At 62.6% G+C, this 23,836-nt stretch carries 24 protein-coding genes; 11 read left to right on the forward strand and 13 right to left on the reverse strand.

All coding sequences use genetic code 11. The features are described from left to right. Window positions 1–6: 6 nt before the first annotated feature. Genes lpxK through HX805_RS09540 form a run of 4 tightly spaced genes read right to left on the reverse strand, consistent with a single transcriptional unit; the run spans window position 7 to window position 4,400 of the window. Window positions 7–1,017: a tetraacyldisaccharide 4'-kinase gene (gene lpxK / locus HX805_RS09525; protein WP_004371358.1), complete on the reverse strand. Its 1,011-nt coding sequence runs from the start codon at window positions 1,015–1,017 to the stop codon at window positions 7–9. Further along, a complete protein-coding gene (locus HX805_RS09530) occupies window positions 1,017–1,445 on the reverse strand; it encodes a biopolymer transporter ExbD (RefSeq protein WP_004371361.1) in 429 nt (142 codons plus the stop codon). Before HX805_RS09530 ends, lpxK begins: the two co-directional genes overlap by 1 nt. Continuing rightward, window positions 1,442–2,077: a MotA/TolQ/ExbB proton channel family protein gene (locus tag HX805_RS09535; protein WP_004371363.1), complete on the reverse strand. Its 636-nt coding sequence runs from the start codon at window positions 2,075–2,077 to the stop codon at window positions 1,442–1,444. The genes HX805_RS09530 and HX805_RS09535 overlap by 4 nt, the downstream gene beginning before the upstream one ends. Window positions 2,078–2,108: 31 nt before the next feature. Further along, entirely contained in the window at window positions 2,109–4,400 is a 2,292-nt protein-coding gene (locus HX805_RS09540; protein ID WP_177116830.1) for a DNA internalization-related competence protein ComEC/Rec2, read from the reverse strand. Between the two features lie 147 nt (window positions 4,401–4,547). Between HX805_RS09540 and HX805_RS09545 the strand changes: the two genes are divergently transcribed. Next, window positions 4,548–5,063, forward strand: coding sequence for a DUF2062 domain-containing protein (locus HX805_RS09545; RefSeq protein ID WP_177116824.1), 516 nt, complete (start codon window positions 4,548–4,550; stop codon window positions 5,061–5,063). A gap of 3 nt (window positions 5,064–5,066) precedes the next feature. Here the strand turns inward: HX805_RS09545 and HX805_RS09550 are convergent, their stop codons facing one another. Together HX805_RS09550 and HX805_RS09555 are read right to left on the reverse strand one after the other, a co-directional pair. Next, entirely contained in the window at window positions 5,067–6,437 is a 1,371-nt protein-coding gene (locus HX805_RS09550) for a sensor histidine kinase (RefSeq protein ID WP_008434990.1), read from the reverse strand. Beyond that, on the reverse strand, window positions 6,424–7,152 hold the full coding sequence (locus HX805_RS09555; protein ID WP_004371371.1) for a response regulator transcription factor: 729 nt from the start codon (window positions 7,150–7,152) through the stop codon (window positions 6,424–6,426). The genes HX805_RS09550 and HX805_RS09555 overlap by 14 nt, the downstream gene beginning before the upstream one ends. 205 nt (window positions 7,153–7,357) lie before the next feature. Here HX805_RS09555 and HX805_RS09560 point away from each other — a divergent pair, with 205 nt between their 5' ends. The 4 genes from HX805_RS09560 (at window position 7,358) to HX805_RS09575 (ending at window position 12,229) form a co-directional block, all read left to right on the forward strand. Continuing rightward, the gene (locus HX805_RS09560; protein ID WP_008434994.1) at window positions 7,358–10,111 is read left to right on the forward strand and encodes a response regulator; all 2,754 of its coding nucleotides are present in this window, start codon (window positions 7,358–7,360) and stop codon (window positions 10,109–10,111) included. A 215-nt stretch (window positions 10,112–10,326) separates the two neighbouring features. Then, entirely contained in the window at window positions 10,327–11,316 is a 990-nt protein-coding gene (locus HX805_RS09565; protein WP_008434996.1) for a 2-hydroxyacid dehydrogenase, read from the forward strand. Between the two features lie 71 nt (window positions 11,317–11,387). Beyond that, a complete protein-coding gene (locus HX805_RS09570) occupies window positions 11,388–11,828 on the forward strand; it encodes a hypothetical protein (RefSeq protein ID WP_004371378.1) in 441 nt (146 codons plus the stop codon). After that, window positions 11,825–12,229 carry an META domain-containing protein gene (locus HX805_RS09575; protein WP_004371380.1) on the forward strand — a complete coding sequence of 135 codons (405 nt, stop codon included), beginning with the start codon at window positions 11,825–11,827 and terminating at the stop codon, window positions 12,227–12,229. Before HX805_RS09570 ends, HX805_RS09575 begins: the two co-directional genes overlap by 4 nt. A gap of 118 nt (window positions 12,230–12,347) precedes the next feature. On the opposite strand, the gene HX805_RS09580 is transcribed toward HX805_RS09575, so the two are convergent. Then, a complete protein-coding gene (locus HX805_RS09580; protein ID WP_177081051.1) occupies window positions 12,348–12,809 on the reverse strand; it encodes a TlpA disulfide reductase family protein in 462 nt (153 codons plus the stop codon). Between the two features lie 115 nt (window positions 12,810–12,924). Here HX805_RS09580 and arsC point away from each other — a divergent pair, with 115 nt between their 5' ends. The 3 genes from arsC to HX805_RS09595 are packed head-to-tail and all read left to right on the forward strand — an operon-like array spanning window position 12,925 to window position 14,292. Next, complete coding sequence (gene arsC / locus HX805_RS09585; RefSeq protein WP_008435325.1) at window positions 12,925–13,278, forward strand: arsenate reductase (glutaredoxin); 354 nt, start codon at window positions 12,925–12,927, stop codon at window positions 13,276–13,278. Beyond that, window positions 13,275–13,889: an NAD(P)H:quinone oxidoreductase gene (gene wrbA / locus HX805_RS09590; RefSeq protein ID WP_004371390.1), complete on the forward strand. Its 615-nt coding sequence runs from the start codon at window positions 13,275–13,277 to the stop codon at window positions 13,887–13,889. Before arsC ends, wrbA begins: the two co-directional genes overlap by 4 nt. Beyond that, complete coding sequence (locus HX805_RS09595; RefSeq protein WP_177019556.1) at window positions 13,873–14,292, forward strand: DUF2069 domain-containing protein; 420 nt, start codon at window positions 13,873–13,875, stop codon at window positions 14,290–14,292. Before wrbA ends, HX805_RS09595 begins: the two co-directional genes overlap by 17 nt. Window positions 14,293–14,399: 107 nt before the next feature. Here HX805_RS09595 and HX805_RS09600 read toward each other — a convergent pair whose 3' ends face one another. Next, window positions 14,400–15,071 (reverse strand): DNA-3-methyladenine glycosylase I, encoded by a 672-nt coding sequence (locus HX805_RS09600; RefSeq protein ID WP_004371396.1) that lies wholly within the window; start codon window positions 15,069–15,071, stop codon window positions 14,400–14,402. A 67-nt stretch (window positions 15,072–15,138) separates the two neighbouring features. Continuing rightward, window positions 15,139–15,963 carry a tRNA 2-thiocytidine(32) synthetase TtcA gene (gene ttcA, locus HX805_RS09605; protein WP_008435321.1) on the reverse strand — a complete coding sequence of 275 codons (825 nt, stop codon included), beginning with the start codon at window positions 15,961–15,963 and terminating at the stop codon, window positions 15,139–15,141. Between the two features lie 362 nt (window positions 15,964–16,325). On the opposite strand from ttcA, the gene HX805_RS09610 reads away from it, so the two are divergent. Both HX805_RS09610 and HX805_RS09615 read left to right on the forward strand, forming a co-directional pair. Then, window positions 16,326–16,928 (forward strand): Yip1 family protein, encoded by a 603-nt coding sequence (locus HX805_RS09610; RefSeq protein ID WP_004371402.1) that lies wholly within the window; start codon window positions 16,326–16,328, stop codon window positions 16,926–16,928. A gap of 128 nt (window positions 16,929–17,056) precedes the next feature. Beyond that, the gene (locus tag HX805_RS09615; RefSeq protein ID WP_004371405.1) at window positions 17,057–17,551 is read left to right on the forward strand and encodes a SprT family zinc-dependent metalloprotease; all 495 of its coding nucleotides are present in this window, start codon (window positions 17,057–17,059) and stop codon (window positions 17,549–17,551) included. A 123-nt stretch (window positions 17,552–17,674) separates the two neighbouring features. Here the strand turns inward: HX805_RS09615 and HX805_RS09620 are convergent, their stop codons facing one another. Together HX805_RS09620 and HX805_RS09625 are read right to left on the reverse strand one after the other, a co-directional pair. Continuing rightward, window positions 17,675–18,856 (reverse strand): CaiB/BaiF CoA-transferase family protein, encoded by a 1,182-nt coding sequence (locus HX805_RS09620; RefSeq protein ID WP_177116825.1) that lies wholly within the window; start codon window positions 18,854–18,856, stop codon window positions 17,675–17,677. A gap of 149 nt (window positions 18,857–19,005) precedes the next feature. Next, window positions 19,006–20,340, reverse strand: a complete 1,335-nt coding sequence (locus HX805_RS09625; RefSeq protein WP_008435307.1) for a dicarboxylate/amino acid:cation symporter — start codon at window positions 20,338–20,340, stop codon at window positions 19,006–19,008. Window positions 20,341–20,677: 337 nt separating this feature from the next. Here HX805_RS09625 and HX805_RS09630 point away from each other — a divergent pair, with 337 nt between their 5' ends. Beyond that, window positions 20,678–21,676, forward strand: coding sequence for an AraC family transcriptional regulator (locus HX805_RS09630; RefSeq protein ID WP_003214223.1), 999 nt, complete (start codon window positions 20,678–20,680; stop codon window positions 21,674–21,676). Window positions 21,677–21,805: 129 nt separating this feature from the next. On the opposite strand, the gene HX805_RS09635 is transcribed toward HX805_RS09630, so the two are convergent. Beyond that, the gene (locus HX805_RS09635; protein ID WP_023659245.1) at window positions 21,806–23,152 is read right to left on the reverse strand and encodes an ATP-binding protein; all 1,347 of its coding nucleotides are present in this window, start codon (window positions 23,150–23,152) and stop codon (window positions 21,806–21,808) included. Beyond that, window positions 23,149–23,826 carry a response regulator transcription factor gene (locus HX805_RS09640; protein WP_003214228.1) on the reverse strand — a complete coding sequence of 226 codons (678 nt, stop codon included), beginning with the start codon at window positions 23,824–23,826 and terminating at the stop codon, window positions 23,149–23,151. The genes HX805_RS09635 and HX805_RS09640 overlap by 4 nt, the downstream gene beginning before the upstream one ends. Window positions 23,827–23,836: the final 10 nt, after the last annotated feature.

Below are 23,836 nucleotides of genomic sequence, written 5' to 3' on the forward strand. Positions count from 1 at the left end.
AGCGTTTTAAGGCAAAAGGCGAGCGGGCAGCAAGCGCATCAACTGCGTGTCGAACCAGGCGATAAACGCCGGTGACGGTGCCGCGTCCACCGCAAGGTACCACCAGTCGGGCCTGGCAAAGGCGCGGCACTTCACCGCGTCCTTTTCAGTCATGACCAACGGCAGTGCCGGTGTGAAATTCAAGACCTCGGCGCTGTACGGCGCGTGGTCGGCAAAAGCATGGGGTATTGGGCGCCAGTGTAGCGTTTCAAGGGTGTTGAAGAAACGTTGCGGGTTGCCGATGCCGGCCACCGCATGTACCTGCTGCCCCACCGGGAAGTGTTCGACGGGTTTACGCTCGCCGGTATGCAGGTTGACCAGCGCGGCAGGCAACAGACGGAAGGCATAGCCGTCGTCACGGTCAGAACCTGCGCCGTTGTAAAGCAGCGCATCGACGCTCTGCAAACGCTCGACCGGCTCACGCAACGGCCCCGCCGGCAGGCAGCGACGGTTACCCAGCCCGCGGGCGGCGTCAATCAACACCAGTTCCAGGTCACGGGCCAGGCGGTAATGTTGCAGGCCGTCGTCGGAGAGGATCAGGTCGAGGGTTTCGCTGGCCAACAGCGCCTTCACGGCGCGGCTGCGGTCGGGGTCGATCATCAGCGGCACGCCGCTGCGCTGCACGATCAGCAAGGGTTCGTCCCCCGCCACCGCTGCGGTTTGATCGGCCTCTACGCGCCATGGAAACTGTGGCGGCTTGGCGCCATAACCGCGGCTGACCACACCGACGCGCAAACCACTGCGCTGGCAATGGTCGATCAGCCAGAGAATCATGGGCGTCTTGCCGGTGCCACCCACCGTGATATTGCCTACCACCACGACCGGCACCGGCGACTGATAGATCTCGCCCTCGCCCGCCAGGAACCGTGCGCGCTTGCGCTGCACCACCCGGCGATAGAGGGATTCCAGCGGCTGCAATAACGTAAGTGCAGGATGGCCTTCGTACCAGGCCTTGAGCAAACGATCAGTCATGGCCATCAGGGTTGGCTCGCCGCCTCGACGGTGGTCATGCGCAAATGGCTGAAGCCGAGCTTGCCGGCAGCGTCCATCGCCGTGATCACGGCCTGGTGCTTGGTGTTGCCATCGGCGCTGATGGACAGTGGCAAGTTAGTGTCCCCACCAGACTCTTTTTGCAGCGCTTCCATCAGGCTGGCCAGGTCGTTTTTCTCCAGCAACTGGTTGTTCACCGAGAACACGCCATCGGCGCTGATGGCGATGTCCAGCTGCTTGGCCTGCTGGTCTTCCGCCGGCGAACCGCTGACGGCTTCCGGCAGGTCGACGCGCAGCTGGGTTTCCCGGGTAAAGGTGGTGGTGACGACAAAAAACAGCAGCAGGATAAACACCACGTCGATCAACGACGCCAGGTTGATATCGACGTTTTCCCGTTGCTTGCGACGAAATTTCACGCGTTGCCCTCAACCAGGTCCACGTCACGGTCGCCCTGTACCACTTCCACCAGCTTGATGGCTTCCTGCTCCATGCCCACCACCAGTTCGTCGATGCGCCGTTGCAGGAAACGGTGGAAGAACACCGAAGGAATACCGACCATCAGGCCCGCCGCCGTGGTGATCAATGCCTTGGAAATACCACCGGCCAGCACTGCGGCGTTGGTGGTCATGCCCGACCCCATGAATGAGCTGAAAATATCGATCATGCCCAGCACCGTACCGAGCAGGCCGAGCAACGGTGCCATGGCGGCGATGGTGCCCAGGGCATTGATGTAGCGCTCCAGCTCATGGATGACCCGGGCGGCGGCCTCTTCGATGCACTCCTTCATGATCTCGCGACCGTGCTTGGAGTTGGCGAGGCCGGCGGCGAGGATTTCACCCAGGGGCGAGTTGGCGCGCAGTTCCTTGAGCTTTGTCTTGTCGAGCTGCTTGTTCTTGATCCAGCCCCAGACCTGGCCCAGCAGGTGGTCAGGCGTTACACGGCTGGCACGCAGGGTCCATAGGCGTTCGGCGATGATGCCGAGTGCGGCGATGGAACTCAAAATGATCGGCAACATCATCCAGCCGCCGGATTTGACCAATTCCCACACAGTGAATGTCCCCTCGAAAAAGTGCGCCACTTTACCATAAGGGTCCGGTGGAAGGGCTGGCCTGCCCCAGAGCATCCTGACGCAGGGGCCGGTCTTTGGTAACGCTGTTTTGCGACGGGCGCTCGCGCCAGAAACGCCGCTGGCTGCGCGCGGCCAGCGGCGGCTGGAAGGTGCCCAGTTGCAGGCGGAGTGCGCCTTGCTCGGCACTGTCATAAATCGCGCTGCCCATGGCCTGGTAACGCTCCAGCACCTGTGGATGCGGGTGGCCAAATCCATTGCTGCGCCCCCGGGAAATCAACACGGCCTTGGGTGCCAGGCGCTGTAGAAAGGCCCATGACGACGAGCTGCGGCTGCCGTGGTGCGGCGCTTGCAGCCAATCGACAGGAGCGCCCATGGGAGTGGCCAGCAATGCCCGCTCGGCGTCATGGTCAATATCCCCGGTCAGCAACAAGCGCTCGCCATTGGCCTGCACCCGTAACACGCAGGACATCTGGTTACCGTCCGTCGCATCAGGCCATTGCCATAGCTCGAACCTCACGCCATCCCACTCCCACTGCTCGCCGCTGACACACGCCTGGGTACCGAGCGAGGCCGGCAGCCGTGCCGTCTCACCGCCCACCACACGCTTGACCGGCAACCCTTGGGCGACGGCCAGCGCGCCGCCGGCATGATCGGCATCGGCATGACTGAGCAGCATCACGTCCAGCCCTGCGACCCCCAGCTTGCGCAACGCAGGCAATACGACACGCGCGCCAAGATCGAACTCACCGGAGCGCGGCCCGGCGTCATACAGCAGTACATGGTTGCGGGTACGCAGGATGATCGCCAACCCCTGGCCGACATCCAGTTGCACCACCTCGACCAGCCCATGAGGTATCGACTCCCGCGGCGGGAACACTGCCAGCAGCAACATCGGCCAGCCCAGCAGCCGAAACGGGACGCCCTTGGGCAGCAATAACAGCACCGCCCCCAGCAGGCTCACCAGCCAATAGCCAATGGGCACTTGCGCCGGTATCCAGGCCGGCAAGTACTGCGCCAGCAGCGCCAAGGCCTTGAACAGCCCGTCCAGTGTGCCGCCCGCCAGCCATAACAACCCCTCACCTATATAAGGCAGCGGCAATAACACCGTACCCAGCAAGGCCAGGGGCAGCACCACCAGACTGATCCACGGCACCGCAACCAGGTTGGCCAGCGGCCCGCTCAGGCTGATGGGCAGGCCGAGCACCAGCAGCAGCGGAAACAGGCCGATGGCAATCAACCATTGGGCGCGGGTCCAGGCTTGCCACAAGGGCCAGGGGCCCAATCGGCCACTGAACGCCAAAATCAGCACCGCAACAGCCGCAAAAGACAACCAGAACCCCGGCTGCAGGCTGGCCAGCGGTTCGAGGATCAGCACCGCGTCCAGCGCCAGCAACAGCGGCCACCAGATTCCCAGGTGACGAAACCGCAGACGCCACAGCAACACCAGGCCCACCATCACGCAGGCCCGTTGCACCGGCACCTCGAAACCTGCCAGCAGGCCGTAGCCCAGCGCTGCAGCAAACGCCAGGCCGCAGGCCCAGGGCAGCCACGGCAAAGGTTTCGGCCAACCCCCGTAGCGCGCAAGACCGGCGACCAGGCCATAGATCAACCCCGCCAGCAGGCCGATGTGCTGCCCGGATATCACCAGTAAATGCACGGTGCCAGTGACTTGCAGGACCCGCCAATCCTCGGCGGCCAACCCGGAACCATCGCCGAGCACCAGCGCCGCCAGGCCCGCCTCTCGCCCCTGGGCATCCACTGCCAGGAGCCGCTGGCGAATCCCGTCGCGCCAGGCATGTCGTGCCGGTGCCAGCAGTTGGCCGTCCTTGACCGAGCCGGTGGCGCCAATCCGCTGGGCCAGCAGCCAGGCTTCATAGTCAAAGCCATCGGCATTGAGCAATCCGGAGGGACGCTTGAGAGTCACCGCCAGTCGCCAGCGCTCACCGCTCTTAACCGGTGGGCCGCCGCGCCAGGACACGCGAATGCGCTTGGGAAGCAGGTCCTTGCGTGACCGGCTGTCGGTCAGTTCGAAGCGCACACCGTCGTTCATCTGCTGCGGTAACCCGCTGACACGCCCCTCCACCCAGCGGGTCTGGCCATCCAGATGCGGGGCCAACCGGTCATCCAGCGCCCACTGCGCGCTGAGGCATGCCCAGCCCAGGCCAAGCAGGAAAAACCCCAGCGGATAGGTACGAAAAGGCAACAACATCAGGGCCAGCACCGGCATCAGCAACAGCCAGCCGCCGGACGGCAACGCGGGTAAAAAACGCAAGGCGAGCAGCCCCAGCGCGAGTGCGAACATCCCTGTTCTCATGGATCTTTCCTTGAAAGCGACCCATTGAGTCTTAGCCGGGCCAGCGGTGTGGCCTATTATTATTTGTCACAAAGTCTGAATTTCACGTTCGTGGAATGCGGGCATACTTGCCCCTCGAACTGACCTGGACCCCTTATGCCACGGCGCTTATTCAAACGGTACATGCCCGATCCGACCAGCATTCGGGAACACAAGTCCTTACGCTTTCTCGGCAAGTTGCTGCATGACCCGAATCTCTGGCACCTCAATCGGCACTCGGTCGCGCGGGCCATGGCCGTTGGCCTGTTCGCGGCATTCATCCCCATTCCCTTGCAGATGCTGCTGGCAGCGATCCTCGCCATCAGCGTGCGCGGCAACATGCCGATTGCCGTGAGCCTGGTCTGGCTGACCAACCCGATTACCATGCCGCCGGTGTTTTTCTGCACCTACATGACCGGGGCCTGGCTGATGAATGTGCCACCCCGCAGCATGCCCGACGAGCTGACCTGGGAATGGATCAGCGGGCAGTTGTCGACGCTGTGGCAACCGTTCCTGCTGGGCTCGGTAGTACTGGGGCTGGTGATGGCGGTGCTGGGTTATTGCCTGACCATGGGCTATTGGCGCTGGTGGGTGGCCCGACAGTGGAAAAAACGCAAACAGCGCAGGTTGTAACCGTTAGCGCGCCAGCAAGCGCATGTGCACACGTAAACCCTGGCCGGTATTTTCCGCCCACAGGCTGCCGTCCTGACGCTGCACAGCGTTGCGCGCAATGCTCAAGCCCAGGCCAAAGCCGCCGTCGCCGGGCCGTGAACCGTCCAGCCGGGTGAATGGCGCAAAGATTCGCTCCAACTCCACCTCATCGATCCCGCCGCCCTGGTCTTCCAGCCACAAGTGCCAGTGATCCCCCTCACGCTGCCCGCCCAATTGCACCGTTCCGTCTTGCGCAGAGTGCCGGATGGCATTGCGCAGGATGTTCTCCAATGCCTGGGCCAGCAGGTTCAGATGACCGCGCACCCAGCAGTCGGCCCCCAGCTCGCACTGCAAGCGTGAAGCCGGCCAGCCACTTTCAAAACAGGCGTTTTCCCGGAGCATGTCCCACAGCGCCTGCACCTGGATGTCTTCCTTGGGCAACGGCGCGCGTTCGGTGTCGAGCCAGGCCAGTTGCAGGGTGTCGTCCACCAGGCGCTGCATGCCGTCGATTTCCCTCCCCAGGCGCTCGCGCAGCTGGGTCAGATCCTGCTCGCTGTCACTGGCCACGCGCAGGCGGCTCAACGGTGTGCGCAACTCATGGGACAAATCCCGCAGCAGTTGCTGTTGCAGGGCCACGGTGCCTTGCAGGCGTTCAGACATCTGGTCAAACGCGCGGCCCAACTCCCCCAGTTCATCCTGGCGGCTGGTGGTGTCGCGGGAAAGCCGGGTGCCCAGTTGATCGGCACGCCAGGCGTTGGCCTGCTCTCGCAGGTGGTTGAGGGGCATGATCAACAGCCGGTAGAGGCCGATGCACAGCAGCAGGGTGAACAGGCCGGGAATCACGCCATTGGTGACGATCCGCCAGAACAGCTGGTTTTGCCCGGGCATGAAACGCCGCGGCAATTCGATCACCAGGGAGCCCGCACCGGGGTCGAGCGGGAACGGGATTTTCAACCACGGCAGGCCCTTGGCATGCCGGCTGACGGGCCAGTCCAGGCCGCGCAGGAAGGTCAGGCGCTGGCTCTCCTTGTCCGTCAGTGGGTAGCTGCTCAGGGATTGCAGGTCGTTGCCGATGACCCCCACCCAGGTGCGCTCGCGCTGGCCCAGGGTGTGCAACCATTCGTCCACACCGGCGTTGCCGCCCTTGTTCCAGGCCAGTTCCGCGCCAGCGGCATAACCGCTCAGGGTGGCGCGGGCCTCGCTGGACAGAAAGGCATTCTGCTCTTCCATATACCGGCCCCATGACCAACTGAGCCAGATCATCAGCAAGCAGAACGCGATCAGCAGACAGGCCAGTTTCCAGAATAACGAATGCTTGCCCGGCAGCCGTTTGAACGCGGCTTTAAAGCCCGTCATCGTGACCGCTCAACACATAGCCCTTGCCCCACACCGTGCGCACTTCCCGCTCGCTGTAGCCGACAGCCTTGAGCTTGCGACGAATCTGGCTGATGTGCATGTCCAGGCTGCGGTCATGGGGCGCATAGCCGCGCTGGAACACATGCTGGTAGAGGAAGGCTTTGCTGAGGACTTCTTCGGCGTTGCGGTGCAGTGTTTCCAACAGGCGATATTCGCTGCGGGTCAGGCCGGCCCACTGCTCCCGGTGAAACACATCACACAGCTCGTCATCGAAACGCAGGCTGCGGGCATCGCCGCGCACCGCCGCCAGGGCCGGCAACGGCCGCCGGTCCAGGGCGACCCGGCGCAGGATCGCTTCGATGCGCACCCGCAACTCGGCCATGCTGAACGGCTTGGGCAGGTAATCGTCGGCCCCCAGGCGAAAACCGCTGATGCGATCGGCTTCGGCCCCCAGGGCCGACATCAGGATCACCGGCATCGAATGGCTCTGGCGCAAATGCGTGAGCACCGACAAACCGTCCATGCCCGGCAGCAGGATGTCCATCAACACCACGTCGAAGCGCTGATCGCGGGCCATTTGCAGGCCCTGCTGGCCATTCTGGCACCAGGTCACCTGGAAGCCACAGAGGCCCAATTGCTCATGGACATAGGCGCCAAGCACAGGATCGTCTTCAATCGCCAGGATACTGGGTAAGCCAAGTGCTGCGGGATTCATTAGCGTCTGCAAGTCATTCTCAATGACTGATTATTCAAGATTGCCCCCCCATGAGCAACCGCCGCCGGGCGTCCGGCGGCCCAAGGTTTGCCTCAGGTCATTAATTTTGCAAGATTCCCCGCCGCGCAAATGGCTACACTGCGCAGGTGGCGCGGGCCGGATGCCTGCGTGGAATTCGACAACAGTGTGGTAGCAGGAGAGTGGCGTGCTTAAAAGAATGGGGATAAAAGGCCGCGTACTGTTGCTGACCTTATTGCCTACCAGCCTGATGGCGTTGCTGCTGGGCGGGTACTTCACCTGGATGCAGCTTTCGGAGTTGCAGTCGCAGTTGCTGCAACGCGGCGAGATGATCGCCGAGCAACTGGCACCGCTGGTGGCTCCGGCCCTCGGCACCAGGAACACCGACCTGCTGGAACGCATCGCCACCCAGTCCCTGGAACAAACCGATGTGCGCGCCGTGTCGTTCCTCGGGCCCGACCGCACGCCCCTGGCCCACGCCGGGCCGACCATGCTCAACCAGCCGCCCATCGGCAACAGTTCGCACCTGTTGCAGCGCACCGGCAATGACGCCACCCGTTATCTGCTGCCGGTGTTCGGCCGCCATCGCAACCTCGCCGGTGAACTGATCCCGGATGAATCCGACCGCCTGCTCGGCTGGGTCGAGCTGGAACTGTCCCACAACGGCATGTTGCTGCGTGGCTACCGCAGCCTGTTCGCCAGCCTGTTGCTGATCGCCATCGGCCTGATCTGTACCGCTGCCCTCGCCTTGCGCATCAGCCGTACGATCAACTCACCGATCGGCCTGATCAAACAGGCCGTCGCGCAACTCAAGGACGGCAATCTGGAAACCCGCTTGCCACCCCTGGGTAGCCAGGAGCTGGATCACCTGGCCTCGGGCATCAACCGCATGGCCGAGACCCTGCAAAACGCCCAGGAAGAATTGCAACACAGCATCGACCAGGCCACCGAAGACGTGCGGCAAAACCTCGAAACCATCGAGATCCAGAACATCGAGTTGGACCTGGCCCGCAAGGAAGCCCTGGAAGCCAGCCGCATCAAGTCGGAGTTTCTGGCCAACATGAGCCATGAGATCCGCACGCCGTTGAACGGCATCCTTGGTTTCACCCATTTGTTGCAGAAAAGCGAACTGTCACCGCGCCAGCTGGATTACCTGGGCACCATCGAAAAATCCGCCGACAACCTGCTGGGCATCATCAACGAAATCCTCGACTTCTCGAAAATCGAGGCCGGCAAGCTGGTGCTCGACAGCATCCCGTTCAACCTGCGGGACTTGCTGCAAGACACCCTGACCATCCTCGCCCCGGCCGCCCACGCCAAACAGCTGGAGCTGGTGAGCCTGGTCTACCGCGACACGCCGCTCGCCTTGGTGGGTGACCCGCTGCGGCTCAAGCAGATCCTCACGAACCTGGTGAGCAACGCGATCAAGTTCACCCGCGAAGGCACCATCGTTGCCCGCGCCATGATTGAAGACGAACAGGAAGACAGCGTACAACTGCGCATCAGCGTGCAGGACACCGGCATCGGCCTGTCGAACCAGGATGTGCGGGCGCTGTTCCAGGCGTTCAGCCAGGCGGACAATTCGCTGTCACGCCAACCCGGCGGGACCGGCCTTGGCCTGGTGATTTCCAAGCGCCTGATCGAACAGATGGGCGGTGAGATCGGCGTCGACAGCACGCCGGGAGAAGGCTCGGAATTCTGGATCAGCCTGAACCTGCCGAAAACCCGTGACGATATCGAAGACCTGCCCTCCGCGCCGCTGCTGGGCCGGCGCGTGGCGGTGCTGGAAAACCACGAGCTGGCGCGCCAGGCCCTGCAACATCAGCTGGAAGACTGCGGCCTGGAAGTCACCCCGTTCAACAGCCTGGAAAGCCTGACCAACGGCATCACCAGCGCCCACCAGACCGAACAGGCGATTGACCTGGCCGTGCTGGGCATCACCGCCAACGACATTCCGCCGGAGCGTTTGAACCAGCACCTGTGGGACCTCGAACACCTGGGCTGCAAGGTACTGGTGCTGTGCCCGACCACCGAACAGCTGCTGTTCAACCCCTCGGTGCCCAACCCCAACAGCCAGTTGCAGGCCAAGCCCGCGTGCACCCGCAAACTGCGTCGCGCCCTGGCCGACCTGATCAGCCCGCGCCCGCTGCGCAGCGAACCCGGCGAGCCCCTGTCCAGCCGCGCGCCGCGGGTGCTGTGTGTCGACGACAACCCGGCCAACCTGCTGCTGGTGCAAACCCTGCTGGAAGATATGGGCGCCAAGGTCCAGGCGGTGGAAAGCGGTTACTCGGCCATCGAGGCAGTGAAGCAGGAAGCCTTCGACCTGGTGCTGATGGACGTGCAGATGCCGGGGATGGACGGTCGCCAGAGCACCGAGGCAATCCGCACGTGGGAAAGCGAACGCCATGGCACACCGCTGCCCATCGTCGCGCTGACGGCCCATGCGATGGCCAACGAAAAACGCGCCCTGCTGCAAAGCGGCATGGATGATTACCTGACCAAACCCATCAGCGAACGGCAACTGGCCCAGGTGGTGTTGAAATGGACCGGGCTGGCCCTGCGCAACCAGGGCCCGGACCGTGGCACCGAAAGTTTCGGGCATGCCACGCAATTGCCGGTGCTGGACCATGAAGAAGGTTTGCGCCTGGCGGCCGGCAAGGCGGATCTGGCGGCAGACATGCTCGCGATGCTGCTGGCCTCGCTGGAAGCGGACCGTGAAGCGATTCGCGTCGCCCGTGACGCCAATGACCGCAACGCCCTGATCGAACGGGTGCACCGCCTGCACGGCGCCACCCGGTATTGCGGCGTGCCGCAACTGCGTGCGGCCTGCCAACGGGCCGAGACCCTGCTCAAGCAGGACGACGCCAAGGCCATGCCGGCCCTGGATGAACTGGACATGGCGATTGCCCGGCTGGCCAGCGAGGCGCGGGTCAGCGCGTAAACTTTCGGGGCAATGTGGACAGGGAGGCTTGCTGTGGCGAGGGAGCTTGCTCCCGCTGGGCTGCGCAGCGGCCCCAAAATCCTGGGAGCGCTTCGCACTCCAGCGGGAGCAAGCTCCCTCGCCACAGTAAGCTTCCTCACCACAGCAGGCTCACTCACCACAGACAAGCCCCCTCGCCACAAAATCAGCTTTCCATCATCAAGAAGGAATATTTGATGCGCATCATCCTCTTCAGCAGCCAGACCTACGACCGCGACAGCTTTCTCGCCCAACCGCTGCCCGAAGGCATGCAGCTGCAATTCCAGCCGGCCCGGCTGAACCTCGACACCGTGGCCCTGGCCGAACACCACGAAGTGGTCTGCGCCTTTATCAACGATGACCTCAGCGCTCCGGTGCTGGAGCAGTTGGCCAGCGGCGGCACCCGCCTGATCGCCCTGCGTTCCGCCGGTTACAACCATGTCGACCTGCCCGCCGCCAAGCGCCTGGGCCTGACCATCGTGCGGGTGCCGGCCTACTCGCCCCATGCGGTGGCCGAACATGCGGTCGCGTTGATCCTGGCCCTCAATCGCCGCCTGCACCGCGCCTACAACCGTACCCGCGACGGTGACTTCAGCCTGCACGGCCTGACCGGGTTCGACCTGGTGGGCAAGACCGTCGGCGTGGTCGGCACCGGGCAGATCGGCGCCACATTCGCCAAGATCATGGCCGGGTTCGGCTGCCAGTTGCTGGCGTACGATCCCTATCCCAACCCGCAGGTCGAAGCCCTCGGCGCCCGGTATGTGAGCCTGCCGCAGTTGCTGGGCGAGTCACAGGTCATCAGCCTGCATTGCCCGCTGACGGCGGACAGCAAACACCTGATCAACGCCCAAAGCCTCGCCCATATGCAGCCCGGCGCGATGCTCATCAACACCGGGCGCGGCGGCCTGGTGGACACCCCGGCGCTGATCGACGCACTCAAGGACGGCCAGCTCGGCTATCTGGGGCTGGATGTGTATGAAGAAGAGGCCCAGCTGTTTTTCGAAGACCGCTCGGACCTGCCCCTGCAAGACGACGTATTGGCGCGCCTGCTGACCTTCCCCAATGTGATCATCACCGCGCACCAGGCCTTCCTGACCCGCGAGGCGCTGGGGGCGATTGCCGGCACCACCCTGGCCAACATCGCGGCGTGGGCTGGCGGGCAGGCGCAAAACCTCGTCGAAGGATGATCAGCGGTCACATAGCCGCGCCATGATGGGTAGCGGCGCATGATAGGATGCCGCGCCTATTTGGAGGATCCATGGCCGAACACGATTTCCGCTTCAGCTTGCTGAGCCCGCAACACACCCTGATCGAATGCCGGGCCCTGGTGCCGGGCCGTTATCAAGTCACCGGCAACGGTGGCTCGATCAAGAACGGCGACGTTCTGATCGTCACCCTGCGCGGCAGCAAAACCCTGTCGATGCGCCTGACCGTCGAAGGCGATGCGCGCTACTCCATCCGCCCGGCGGGCCAGTGGGTCGCCATGGCCCAGGGGCCGAAATTCGGCGAACTGGAGATTCACACCTGGAAGGTCAACTGCGACAGCTGCGACAACGTGCTGGAGTTTGAATTTGCGGTGGAAACCAAGCTGACCAAGGAACCGCTGCAACCGGCCGCCACTGCACGGGTTACCGAGTTGGGCTGGGCCACCCTGGGTGACAAGCACCGCTGCCCGAAATGCCAGCAGGCCGCGCAATGAAAGCCTTGCTGATGCTGGCCGTGCTGGGTGCAGGCCTTGCGGGCTGCGCCAGCGACGAGGTCAAGCTCAAGCAGGATCACAGCTACGTGGTGGAATGGATCGGTGAGCGGCCGCTGATGGATTACGCCCACCTGACCGTGACCCTCGGCGCCGATGGCCGGGCCTATGGCAATGGTGGCTGCAACCATTGGTTTGCGCCCTACACCCTGGACGGCGACAAGCTGAGCTTCGGCAAGGTCGGCAGCACCCGCAAACTCTGCGCCGAAGCGCTGATGGAGCAGGAGCACCGCTTCTTCCAGGCCCTGCAGGGCGTGCAGCGCTGGGACATTTCGCCGATCGAACAGACCCGCTTCTGGCCGGCGGATGGCAAGCCGTTGCGGTTGTGGCTGGAAGAAGGCTGATCTGTAAGGCGCAGCAGGTCTAAATGTGGGAGCGGGCTTGCTCGCGAAAGCGGTGGATCAGTCGATGTATCCGGTGACTGTCACACCGCATTCGCGAGCAAGCCCGCTCCCACATTTTTTATCCGCGCAACGCCTTGAGCTTGGCCAACACCCCTTCCGCCGTCTGCTCACCCATCAGTTGCTCGCGCACCTTGCCCTTGTCATCGATGATGTAGGTCACCGGCAGGGCTTCACTGCGGGGAATGTCGAAGATCCCGTCCGGGTTCTGCGCCAGTACGGTGAACTTGATGCCCAGCTTCTCGCTGGCGCTCTTGAGCTCTTCACCCTGGACGTTGTCGAAATTTACCCCGAACACCCCCACCGACTGGCCCTTGAGCTGTTCGGCCAAAGCGTTGAGTTCCGGGATTTCGGTACGGCACGGGCCACACCATTCGGCCCAGTAGTTAACCACCAGCCATTGCTTGTCCAGGCGTTCGGCGGCCACTTTCTGACCATATTGGTCAACGCCATAATCATTGCCACAGCCGCTGATCAGCAGTGTGCCGATGATTGCCAATGCGCCTAACAGTCGCCTCGTCATGGGGTAATCCTTCGTAAAAATGAACGTTGGCTGCGGCCTATCGCCTCTCATGGTTTAAGGACGCGGCGCAGCGCGGGTAGAATACCCGCCACCTTACGCAAGATGCGACCCGCACATGACCGATCTGACGCTTTATCACAACCCGCGCTGCTCGAAATCCCGCGGTGCGCTTGAACTGCTGGAAGCCCGTGGCCTCACACCGACGGTGGTGCGCTACCTGGAAACCCCGCTCGACGCCGCGCAATTGCAGGCCCTGCTGGGCAAGCTGAACATCAGCGCGCGGCAACTGCTGCGTACCGGCGAGGACGAATATAAAACCCTCAACCTGGGTGACACCAGCCTCAGCGAAGCACAGTTGATCGCTGCCATCGCCGCTCATCCGAAACTGATGGAGCGCCCGATCCTCGCCACCGCCGACAAGGCCGTGATCGGCCGCCCACCGGAGAACATCCTGGAGCTGGTTTCGTGAGTGCGCCGTATGTGCTGGTGTTGTATTACAGCCGCAACGGTTCAGTCAGCGAAATGGCCCGGCAGATTGCCCGGGGCATCGAGCAAGCCGGGCTTGAGGCGCGGCTGCGCACCGTGCCGGCCATCTCCAGTGAATGCGAGGCCGTGGCGCCGGACATTCCGGTCGACGGCCCGCTGTACTGCAGCCTCGACGACCTGAAGAACTGCGCAGGCCTGGCGCTGGGCAGCCCGACCCGTTTCGGCAACATGGCCGCGCCGCTCAAGTACTTTCTCGACGGCACCAGCAACCTGTGGCTGACCGGCGCCCTGGTCGGCAAGCCGGCGGGTGTGTTCACCTCCACCGCCAGCCTGCACGGCGGCCAGGAGACCACGCTGATGTCGATGCTGCTGCCGCTGCTGCACCACGGCATGCTGATCACCGGACTGCCCTACAGTGAACAGGCGCTGCTCGACACCAAGGGCGGCGGTACGCCTTATGGCGCCAGCCACCATTCCGGTGCCGACGGCAAGCGTGCGCTGGATCAACACGAGATCGCCCTGTGCCGCGCCCTCGGCCTGCGCCTGGCGAAGACCGCTGCGCTACTGGAGAACGGCCGTGGCCAGGAAGCCTAAGCTACTGCCGCCCCAGGCCTGGCTGGAGCCACGGGTCAAGGCGATGCGGGCGTTGAGCCTGCTGGCGTTCCTGGGATTGGTGGGGCTGCTGTGTGCCTACTACCTGGCGTTCGCCGATCTGCATGGCGCGCGGCCGTGGGTGATTCTGCTGATCGAGTTGGTGCCGCTGCTGTTGCTGGCGCCGGGGATGATCCTGGGCAGCGCGCGCGGGCATTCATGGATGTGCTTTGTGGTGAACCTGTATTTCATCAAGGGCGCGCTGGCGGCCTATGACCCGAACCGGCAGTGGTTTGGTGTGCTCGAGATGCTGGCGAGCCTGGCGGTGTTCTGCACGGCGTTGATGTATGTGCGGTACCGGCATCAGCTGAATCGGCGGTTGGCGGGGGAAGGATTGCCTGCCTGATGCTTTTGTAGTGCCTGACCTGCCGCTATCGCAGGCAAGCCAGCTCCCACAGAGGAATGCATTCCAAGTGTGGGAGCTGGCTTGCTTGCGATGGCATCAACCCGGTATCAATGATTCACGGTGTAAGCCAGCATCATCGACAACTGGCACATCGGCCGCCCGCTCTCGGCATGCCACTGGTTGAACGCGCCCTGCACCGTGGCCAGGTCCCGCAGGCTGGTGGGCACCTTGTCGACGATCTTCTGCGCATTCAGCGCCGCCACCACGTCATAGCTCGGCACGAACGTGTCCTTGCCCACCATCCGTAAAAAGCGTGGCGCCGACAGCCCGCCCAACTGGTGGCCGTGCTTGCTCAGGTACTTCCACAGGCCGACGATATCGGTCACCGGCCAGTCGGCAATAAACCCGCCGAAGCTGCCTTTTTCCTTCTCGATATCCAGAATCATCTGCGCATTGCGCGGCACGCTCTTGAGCTTGCCCAGGTGACGGATGATGCGCGTGTCCTGCATCAGCCGCTCCAGGTGCTCGGCGCCCATGAGTACGACTTTTTCCGGGTCAAACCCAAAGAACACCTGCTCGAAGGCCGGCCACTTGGCGTCCACCACGCTGTGCTTCAGGCCGGCACGAAACACCCGCAGCGACAGGGTCGACAGGTAGCGGTCATCGCTGATCTTGCGCAGTTTCGCCGGGGTCAGGGGCACAGGCAGGTGGGCTTCCAGCTCGGCCGCCGAACCAAACCGGTTCAGACAATATTCGTGCAGCCACTTGTAATCGCGCATGCCCTCTCCTAAGGATTGAAATGAAAACGGCGCCCAGGAGCGCCGTCTGTCAGAGCGGTGAAAACACTCAGAGGTTCACTACGTTGACGAAGCGCGACGCCGCACTTTCGTCGATACGCAGGCTGGTGAAGTCGAACAGGTTACGGTCAGCCAACTGCGACGGCTGCACGTTCTGCAAGCTGCGGAAGATGCTGTCGACGCGGCCCGGGGTCTTGCGGTCCCAATCCTGGAGCATGTCCTTGACCACCTGGCGCTGCAGGTTTTCCTGGGAGCCGCAGAGGTTGCACGGGATGATCGGGAATTGCTTGAGGTCGGAGTAGGCCTGGATGTCCTTCTCATGGCAGTACGCCAGTGGGCGGATCACCACGTTGCGCCCGTCATCGGCCCGCAGCTTGGGCGGCATGGCCTTGAGGCTGCCGTTGAAGAACATGTTGAGGAAGAAGGTTTCGACGATGTCATCGCGGTGATGACCGAGGGCCATCTTGGTCGCGCCGATTTCGTCGGCAAACGTATAGAGCGTGCCACGGCGCAGGCGCGAGCACAGCGAGCAGGTGGTCTTGCCTTCCGGGACCAGCTCCTTGACCACCGAATAGGTGTCTTTCTCGACGATGTGGTACTCGATCCCCAATTCCTTGAGGTAGGCCGGCAGTACATGCTCGGGAAAACCCGGCTGCTTCTGGTCCATGTTCACGGCAACGATGTCGAACTTGATCGGCGCGACCTTTTGCAGGTGCATCAGCACGTCGAGCATGGTGTAGCTGTCCTTGCCGCCGGACAGGCAGACCATGACCTTGTCGCCCTCTTCGATCATATTGAAATCGGCGACTGCCTCGCCGGCCAGGCGACGCAGGCGTTTTTGCAGTTTGTTCTGGTTGACCGTAAGAGTGCCCATGGCGCTTGGATCCGCGAAAGGTGTGTGACGAAAAGCCGGGTATTTTACCGGGATGGACGACCGAGTTCCAATGTGGGAGCGGGCTTGCTCGCGAACGCGAAGTGTCATTCGCCAGGTGTTTAGCTGACCCACCGCATTCGCGAGCAAGCCCGCTCCCACAGTTGACCGCATTCCAATCAACAGACCCCGCCGCGATTAAGCCCAATGTTTACAGCGCAATTTGCTCTAAAGCCCCACACTTTTTCCGGTCATCACTTCCTATACTGCGACATAAGGTCGCACATATATCCAGACCTTTCAGGCCAATTGGCCCGTGGGCGCTCCGCTGGGGGGCGATGGTAATAACGACAGGAGTGACTGGCATGATCCATCACGTCGTGGGACTTTTCACCCACCCCGATCAGGAATGGCGGGAAATTCGTGGCGATAAAGAAGAAAGCATCGGCCACATGTACCTCACCCACACGCTGATTCTCGCGGCCATCCCCGCTGTCTCAGCCTTTATCGGTACCACTCAGGTGGGTTGGGTCATCGGCAGCCGCGCCCCGGTGATGCTGACGGTGGAAAGCGCGTTGTGGATGACCCTCATGTCCTACGCGGCGATGCTCGGCGGCGTGGCGGTGATGGGCGCGTTCATTCACTGGATGGCCCGCACCTATGACGCCAACCCCAGCATGGCGCGCTGCGTGGCGTTTGCCACCTACACCGCGACACCGCTGTTTATCGGCGGGCTGGCGGCGCTGTACCCGCATATGTGGCTGGGCATGGTGGTGGGCACGGCGGCCATTTGCTACACGGTGTATCTGCTGTACGTGGGGCTGCCGACCTTTATGAACATCCACCCGGACGAGGGCTTCCTGTTTTCCAGCTCGGTACTGGCGGTAGGCCTGGTGGTGCTGGTGGCGATCATGGCCTTTACCGTGATCGTCTGGGGGCTGGGCGTAGGCCCGATCTACACCAACTGACGCGGTTTACCCGCAGGAAAAGCCACCGCAAGGTGGCTTTGTGCGTTATGCATGACCATTCGGCGCCTGACAGATTCGGATACACCCTTGTTTGCGGCATACTGGACATCTCTGGAGATATGTACAGCATGCCCGAGCAACTCAATACCCGCGTCGAAGATTGTTTCCTGCAAGCCGAATCCTTTTTCAAACGAAGCTTCAAACGCCCCCAGGTCAGCCTCAAGCTGCGGGGCCAGAAGGCCGGTGTCGCGCATTTGCACGAGAACCTGCTGCGCTTCAACCCGCAGCTGTACCGTGAAAACAGCCAACACTTCCTTAAACAGACAGTCGCCCATGAAGTGGCCCACCTGATTGCCCACCAATTGTTCGGCGAGCGCATCCAGCCCCATGGCGAGGAATGGCAGTTGATCATGCGTGGGGTTTACGAACTGCCGCCGGACCGCTGCCACACCTATGAAATCCAGCGGCGGCGCGTCACGCGGTATATCTACCGCTGTCCGTGTGCCGACAGTGACTTCCCGTTTTCGCCCCAGCGTCACGGGTTGGTGGGCCAGGGGCGGCGGTATTTGTGCCGCAGGTGCCGGCAGACTTTGGTGTTTACCGGGGAAACCCGCGTCGAGTGAGGTTTGTGGTGCTTGTAAGGCCCTCTTCGCGAGCAAGCCCGCTCCCACATTTGATCGCATTCCAACGATGGAACTCGGTTGAATGTGGGAGCGGGCTTGCTCGCGAAGGGGCCGGCCCAGGCGCTACTGAATCACCTTGGCACGCCGCAGATCATCTATCTGCTGAGCACTGAAGCCCAACTCCGCCAACACCTCATCGCTGTGAGCGCCCACCGCCGCGCCTATGTGCCTGGCCGCCGGCAAGCCCTCGGAAAACTTCATCGGGCAGGCGATTTGCGCCTGGCTGGAACCATCGCCCCGCGGCACCTGGCTGACCAGCTCCCGGGCTTTCAACTGCGGGTGTTCAACGGCCTCGCTCAGATTCAGCACCGGCTCGACACACGCATCAATCCCGGCAAACAGCTCACACAGCTCATCAAAGCTACGTTTCTCGAACTCGACCTGCAGCGCCAGCTTGAGGGCTTTCTGCTGCTCGGGTTTGGGCGATAGGCCCATTGCCGCCAATTCAGGGCGGCCAAGGGCCGTACACAACTGCTGCATAAACGCCGGCTCCAGACTGCCCACCGACAACCAGCGTCCTTCCCGCGATCGGTAATAGTCATAGAAACTGCCGCCATTGAGCACCTGGTTCTCCCATGCCGGCTCCACGCCGCACGCCAGGTAACCGGCACCGGCCATGGCATTCAGGCTGAAGGCGCAATCGGTCATGCTCACGTCCAGGTATTGCCCCACCCCACTGTGCTGCCGGGCAATCACCGCCGCCAGCAAACCGATCACCGCGTGCAACGAGCCGCCCCCCACATCCGCCAACTGCACACCCAAGGGCAACGGCCCGCTGTCCTGGCGCCCGGTGTAACTGGCAATGCCTGCCAGGGCCAGATAATTGATGTCATGGCCGGCGCGATCCTTGTAGGGGCCGGTCTGGCCGTAGCCGGTGATGGAGACGTAGATCAGCTTTGGGTTGATCGCCTTCAACGCCTCGTAACCCAGGCCCAGGCGCTCCATGACCCCGGGGCGGAACTGCTCGAGGACGATGTCGTAGTCCGCCACCAGTTGCCGCACGATCGCCACCGCCTCGGCCTGCTTGAGGTCCAGGGCCAGGCTGCGTTTGTTGCGGTTCAGATAGGCATGGCTGGCCGACACGCCCTGGTCATGGGGCGGCAGTACTCGCAGCAGGTCCATGCGCGTGGGGGATTCGATGCGCAACACCTCGGCGCCCATGTCGGCCAGCAGCAACGAGGCGAACGGCCCCGGCAGCAAGGTGGAGAAATCCAGTACTTTGAGGGACGCCAAGGGACCTGACATGCGGACTCCGATTCCGATTCGATTGGCCACAGAGTAGGCAAACCCGGCGGTCGGCGGCAATCACATAAACCATCATCCGAAGTGACTGATGCTTCCCGAAGGCATAAAAAAACCCATCCGAAGATGGGTTTTTCACAAACGCTGCAGCCTTACTTGACGGCGGTTGGAGCCGGGCCTTCGGCCACGCCCAGGTCGTCTTCTTCACGGGTGTCGGAGATACCGCGACCACCGGAAGCCAGTTCGACTTTCAGCTTGTCTTCGTCCAGTTCCTTGACCCACTTGGCCACAACCAGGGTTGCAACAGCGTTGCCAACCAGGTTGGTCAGTGCGCGGGCTTCGGACATGAAGCGGTCGATACCCAGGATCAGCGCCAGGCCGGCAACCGGCAGGTGGCCAACAGCCGATAGGGTAGCGGCCAGTACGATGAAACCACTACCCGTCACGCCAGCAGCGCCCTTGGACGACAGCAGCAGTACCAGCAACAGGGTGATCTGGTGGGTGATGTCCATGTGGGTGTCAGTCGCCTGGGCGATGAACACGGCAGCCATGGTCAGGTAGATCGAAGTACCGTCCAGGTTGAAGGAGTAGCCAGTCGGGATAACCAGGCCGACTACCGACTTCTTGGCGCCCAGGCGTTCCATCTTGATCAGCATGCGTGGCAGTGCGGATTCGGACGAGGAAGTACCCAGTACGATCAGCAGTTCTTCACGGATGTAGCGGATCAGTTTCAGGACGCTGAAGCCGTGTGCGCGGCAGATGGCGCCCAATACCAGCACCACGAACAGGATGCAGGTGATGTAGAAGCAGATCATCAGCTGACCGAGCTGCACCAGCGAACCTACGCCGTAGGCACCGATGGTGAACGCCATGGCGCCCAGGGCACCGAGTGGCGCGAGCTTCATGATCATGTTGATGATGTTGAACATCACGTGGGCGAAACGATCGATGAAGTCCAGCACCGGCTTGCCGTAGGCACCCAGGCGGTGCAGGGCGAAACCGAAGATCACCGAGAACATCAGCACTTGCAGGATGTCACCGGTAGCGAACGCGCCAACGATGGTGTTCGGGATCACGTTCAGCAGGAAGCCAACGATGCTCTGGTCGGCACCGGCAGTCACGTAGGCCGCGACTTTGGAGGCGTCCAGGGTAGCCACGTCGATATGCATGCCGGCGCCCGGTTGCACGACGTTGACCACGACCAGGCCGATCAGCAGGGCGATGGTGGAGACAATTTCGAAGTACAGCAGCGCGTAGCCGCCGGTCTTGCCGACCGATTTCATGCTTTGCATGCCAGCGATGCCGCTGACAACGGTGCAGAAGATGATCGGGGCGATGACCATTTTGATCAGCTTGATAAAGCCGTCACCCAGTGGCTTGAGGGCCACGCCGGTCTGCGGGTAGAAGTGACCGAGCAAAATACCGATAACGATTGCAACGATCACCTGGAAATACAGGGATTTGTACAGTGGCTGACGAGTCGTCATTGCAAAGTTCCTCAATCGTCCCGTGTGGCAAATATCCGCCATTGCCCACGACACTTGAATTGCGAACCCTCCTGCACTGGAGGGATTTGTTGTTTGAGAGCCTGCTCGAGGCGGTCTCCCTGCGCTCTGTATCGCAAGCGTCGTGCCACTTCTGCTGAAACCCCCTGAAGGCCTTTAGACATCAGCGCTCGGGCGATTTCCAGCTTAAGGTTATGCCTACAGACAGTGGCGGATTTCCGCCTGCTCGCCTGATCTCGTCCTACAATTTGGCGGATATCCGCCTTGTTGCACCCGCCCGGGGTGGCTAACATCCGCCACTCAATGGACGAGGCCCCTCATGCGTGAACGAACCATCGCCAGTCACTACGCCCGAGCCGCCCTCGGCGGTGCTCGCCGGGCCGGCTACGATTATTCAGGCCTGCTGCAGCAGGTCGGCATCACTGCGGAACTGCTGAGCGAGCCCCGCGCCCGCATCGCCCCCGAGCAATTCACCCAGTTGTTGCAAATGCTGTGGCTGGCGCTGGATGACGAATACCTGGGCTTCGCCGAAGGCCCGAGCAAGCGCGGCACTTTCGCCATGATGTGCCACGCGCTGATTCACTGCCGCACCCTGGAGAAGGCTCTGGAACGCGGCTTATTATTTTATAGCCTATTCCCGCAGGGTCCGCGCTGGCGTCTGACACGTGAAGGAGAAATGGCCCGCCTGAGCCTGGACGATTCGCAGCTCTGGGACCCGGATCACTTCCTCAGCGAATGCCTGCTGGTGATCTGGCACCGCCTCGGCAGTTGGCTGATTGGCCAGCGCATCCGCCTGCATCAGGCCACCTTCAGCTACCCGACGCCGCCCCACGCCGGTGAGTACGACTTGCTGTTCCCCTGCCCGCAGGTATTCGCGGCGCCCACCAGCAGCCTGGTGTTCCCCAGCCGCTACCTGAGCCTGCCGTTGTTGCAGGACGAGCGCACCCTCAAGCATTTCCTCGAACGCTCCCCGGCCGACCTGCTGTCGCGGCCGGATGAAGGCGACAGCCTGAGCAGCCAGTTGCGCCGCCTATTGAGCCGCGACCGCACGCCCTGGCCTGACCTCGAAGCCGTCGCCCAGCACCTGCATATCAGCCCGCAGACCCTGCGTCGGCATTTGCGGGAGGAAGGCACCAGCTTTCAGGCGCTCAAGGATGAGTTGCGCCGGGACATTGCGATCTATCATTTGGGGCGGGCGGATTTGTCGTTGCAGGAGATCGCCGAGCAGCTGGGGTTTTCCGAACCGTCGGCGTTTCATCGGGCGTTCAAGAAGTGGACCGGGCTGACGCCGGGGGCCTATAGAGCACAAGAAACCTAGGTGTGTATTGATGCGACTGGCCTCTTCGCGAGCAAGCCCGCTCCCACATTTGACCGAGTTCCACCTTGGGAATGCCATAGAATGTGGGAGCGGGCTTGCTCGCGAAGAGGCCGGCACAGTCAATAAAGATCAAACAGCCGGGAAGTGGATCTTGAACGCAGCCCCACCCAGCGGTGAATCCCCAAGGGTCAGCCGGGCGCCATAGCTTTCAATGATGTCCTTGACCACCGCCAGGCCAATCCCCTGCCCCGGATGCTGGCGGTCGAGCCGCTCGCCCCGCTGCAGGATGCGCGCACGCTGGTCCGGCGGCACGCCGGGGCCATCGTCTTCGATGCACAACTCGGTGCCCTCCAGGCTTTCCTGCAAGGTGATGCGCACTTCGCTCAGGCACAGGCGATAGGCGTTCTCCAGCAGGTTGCCGAGCAGTTCCAGCAAGGCGCCCTTCTCGATCGGCACGTCGCATTCGTCCGGCAGTTCAAAGGCGACCTTCACGCCCTTATCGCGATAAACCTTGTCCAGCGTGTCGCACAGGCTTTGCAGCACCGGCTCCAGCCGCACCTGGTGGCGCACCAGGCCGCTTTTACGCAGGCTGGCGCGCTGCAATTGGTAGCTGATCTGCTGGCTCATGCGTTCGATCTGCGATTGCAGTACCCAGGCCTGGTCCCGATCTTCGGGGCGTTGGGCCATGTCTTCACTCACGCCTTGCAGCACCGCCAACGGGGTTTTCAGGCTGTGGGCCAGGTCATCCAGGGAATCGCGGTAACGGGTGCGTTGCTCCCGCTCGCTGTGGAGCAACCGGTTCAGGGAGCCGGTCAGGCGCAGCAGCTCGCGCGGGTGTTGCTCGCTGAGGCTTTCCCGGGTACCACCTTCGATTTCATCCAGTTCCTGGCTCAGCCGGCGCAGCGCCTGCAGGCCCCAGGTCAGGCCCAGCCACAACAGGGTCAGCAGCACCAGCAAGGCGGCGCCGAAGCCCAGGTAGAGGTTTTCCCGCAGGCCTTCGAGGGTCAGTTGGTATTCACGCACCGGTTGCAGGGCGACGATACTGAACGCCGCGCTCTTGCCGCCCAGCAGCTTGACCTCGACGTCATAGACAAAAAATTCCTGGCCGTTGGCCTCGCGGATCCGCGCAAACTCGTTGCCGCGCCCGTCATAGCGCGGCTTGTAGTTGATGTTTTCTTCCTGGGTGGCGCGCGACCGCCAGACCAAATGGCCTTCGCGGTCATAGATGTAGCCCAGCAGGCGGCTGTCGGTGAGGTTGAAACGCTCGTCCGGCAGCTGCGCGGGCATCAGCAGGCGATTGTTTTCAACCCGGGCAGCCGAAATCAGCGTCGTGACATCCGACGCCAGGCGCTGCTCGATGGAGTCCTGCAGGGCCAGGCTGAAGGCGCCCTGCATGGCCGGCAACAAGGCCAGCATAAACAGCACGGCCAGGATGGTGGCCGCGAGCATCAAACGTACACGTAGCGAGCGAATCAACGGCAGCGCTCATTGAACAGGTAGCCCAGGCCACGCACGGTGTCGATCGGCTTGAAACCCGCCGGGCCTTCCAGCTTGCGGCGCAGGCGGCCCACCAGCACTTCGATCACGTTCGGATCACGCTCGTCGTCATCGGGGTAGAGCTGTTCCATCAGGCGGTCCTTGGCGACCACTTGCTGGTGATGCCGCATCAGGTATTCGAGGATGCGGTATTCGTAGGCGGTCAGCGCCAGTGGCTGTTCGTCGAGGGACGCCTGCTTGCGATTGAGGTCCAGCAGCAACGGCCCGGCGACGATGGTGGATTGGGTGAAACCGCTGGAGCGGCGCAACAGTGCGTTCATCCGCGCTTCCAGCTCTTCGAACTGGAACGGCTTGACCACGTAGTCGTCGGCACCCGCTGCCAGGCCTTCAACCTTGTCCTGCCAGTTGCCACGGGCGGTCAGGATCAGGATCGGGAAGGTCTTGGCCTGGGCGCGCAATTGGCGGATCAGGTCCAGGCCGCCCATGCCGGGCAGGCCCAAATCGATGATCGCCAGGTCGTGGTTGAATTGCCCGGTCTGGTACAGCGCCTCTTCGGCATTGGCGACGGCCTCGACCACGTGACCGCTGTCGGTAAGGCGGGTCAACAGGTGATGGCGCAGCAACGCCTCATCTTCGACAACCAGCAATTTCATAAAGCTCTCC

The sequence above is a fragment of the Pseudomonas sp. G5001 genome (assembly GCF_013385475.1).
Taxonomy (GTDB): Bacteria; Pseudomonadota; Gammaproteobacteria; order Pseudomonadales; family Pseudomonadaceae; genus Aquipseudomonas.

Excerpts from the sequence above, each read along its gene's own strand:
- lpxK (WP_004371358.1), bottom strand. The coding sequence starts at position 1,017 with ATGGCCATGACTGATCGTTTGCTCAAGGCCTGGTACGAAGGCCATCCT.
- HX805_RS09540 (WP_177116830.1), bottom strand. The coding sequence starts at position 4,400 with ATGTTCGCACTCGCGCTGGGGCTGCTCGCCTTGCGTTTTTTACCCGCG.
- HX805_RS09545 (WP_177116824.1), top strand. The coding sequence starts at position 4,548 with ATGCCACGGCGCTTATTCAAACGGTACATGCCCGATCCGACCAGCATT.
- HX805_RS09550 (WP_008434990.1), bottom strand. The coding sequence starts at position 6,437 with ATGACGGGCTTTAAAGCCGCGTTCAAACGGCTGCCGGGCAAGCATTCG.
- HX805_RS09555 (WP_004371371.1), bottom strand. The coding sequence starts at position 7,152 with ATGAATCCCGCAGCACTTGGCTTACCCAGTATCCTGGCGATTGAAGAC.
- HX805_RS09565 (WP_008434996.1), top strand. The coding sequence starts at position 10,327 with ATGCGCATCATCCTCTTCAGCAGCCAGACCTACGACCGCGACAGCTTT.
- HX805_RS09570 (WP_004371378.1), top strand. The coding sequence starts at position 11,388 with ATGGCCGAACACGATTTCCGCTTCAGCTTGCTGAGCCCGCAACACACC.
- HX805_RS09575 (WP_004371380.1), top strand. The coding sequence starts at position 11,825 with ATGAAAGCCTTGCTGATGCTGGCCGTGCTGGGTGCAGGCCTTGCGGGC.
- HX805_RS09580 (WP_177081051.1), bottom strand. The coding sequence starts at position 12,809 with ATGACGAGGCGACTGTTAGGCGCATTGGCAATCATCGGCACACTGCTG.
- arsC (WP_008435325.1), top strand. The coding sequence starts at position 12,925 with ATGACCGATCTGACGCTTTATCACAACCCGCGCTGCTCGAAATCCCGC.
- HX805_RS09600 (WP_004371396.1), bottom strand. The coding sequence starts at position 15,071 with ATGCGCGATTACAAGTGGCTGCACGAATATTGTCTGAACCGGTTTGGT.
- ttcA (WP_008435321.1), bottom strand. The coding sequence starts at position 15,963 with ATGGGCACTCTTACGGTCAACCAGAACAAACTGCAAAAACGCCTGCGT.
- HX805_RS09610 (WP_004371402.1), top strand. The coding sequence starts at position 16,326 with ATGATCCATCACGTCGTGGGACTTTTCACCCACCCCGATCAGGAATGG.
- HX805_RS09615 (WP_004371405.1), top strand. The coding sequence starts at position 17,057 with ATGCCCGAGCAACTCAATACCCGCGTCGAAGATTGTTTCCTGCAAGCC.
- HX805_RS09620 (WP_177116825.1), bottom strand. The coding sequence starts at position 18,856 with ATGTCAGGTCCCTTGGCGTCCCTCAAAGTACTGGATTTCTCCACCTTG.
- HX805_RS09625 (WP_008435307.1), bottom strand. The coding sequence starts at position 20,340 with ATGACGACTCGTCAGCCACTGTACAAATCCCTGTATTTCCAGGTGATC.
- HX805_RS09630 (WP_003214223.1), top strand. The coding sequence starts at position 20,678 with ATGCGTGAACGAACCATCGCCAGTCACTACGCCCGAGCCGCCCTCGGC.
- HX805_RS09640 (WP_003214228.1), bottom strand. The coding sequence starts at position 23,826 with ATGAAATTGCTGGTTGTCGAAGATGAGGCGTTGCTGCGCCATCACCTG.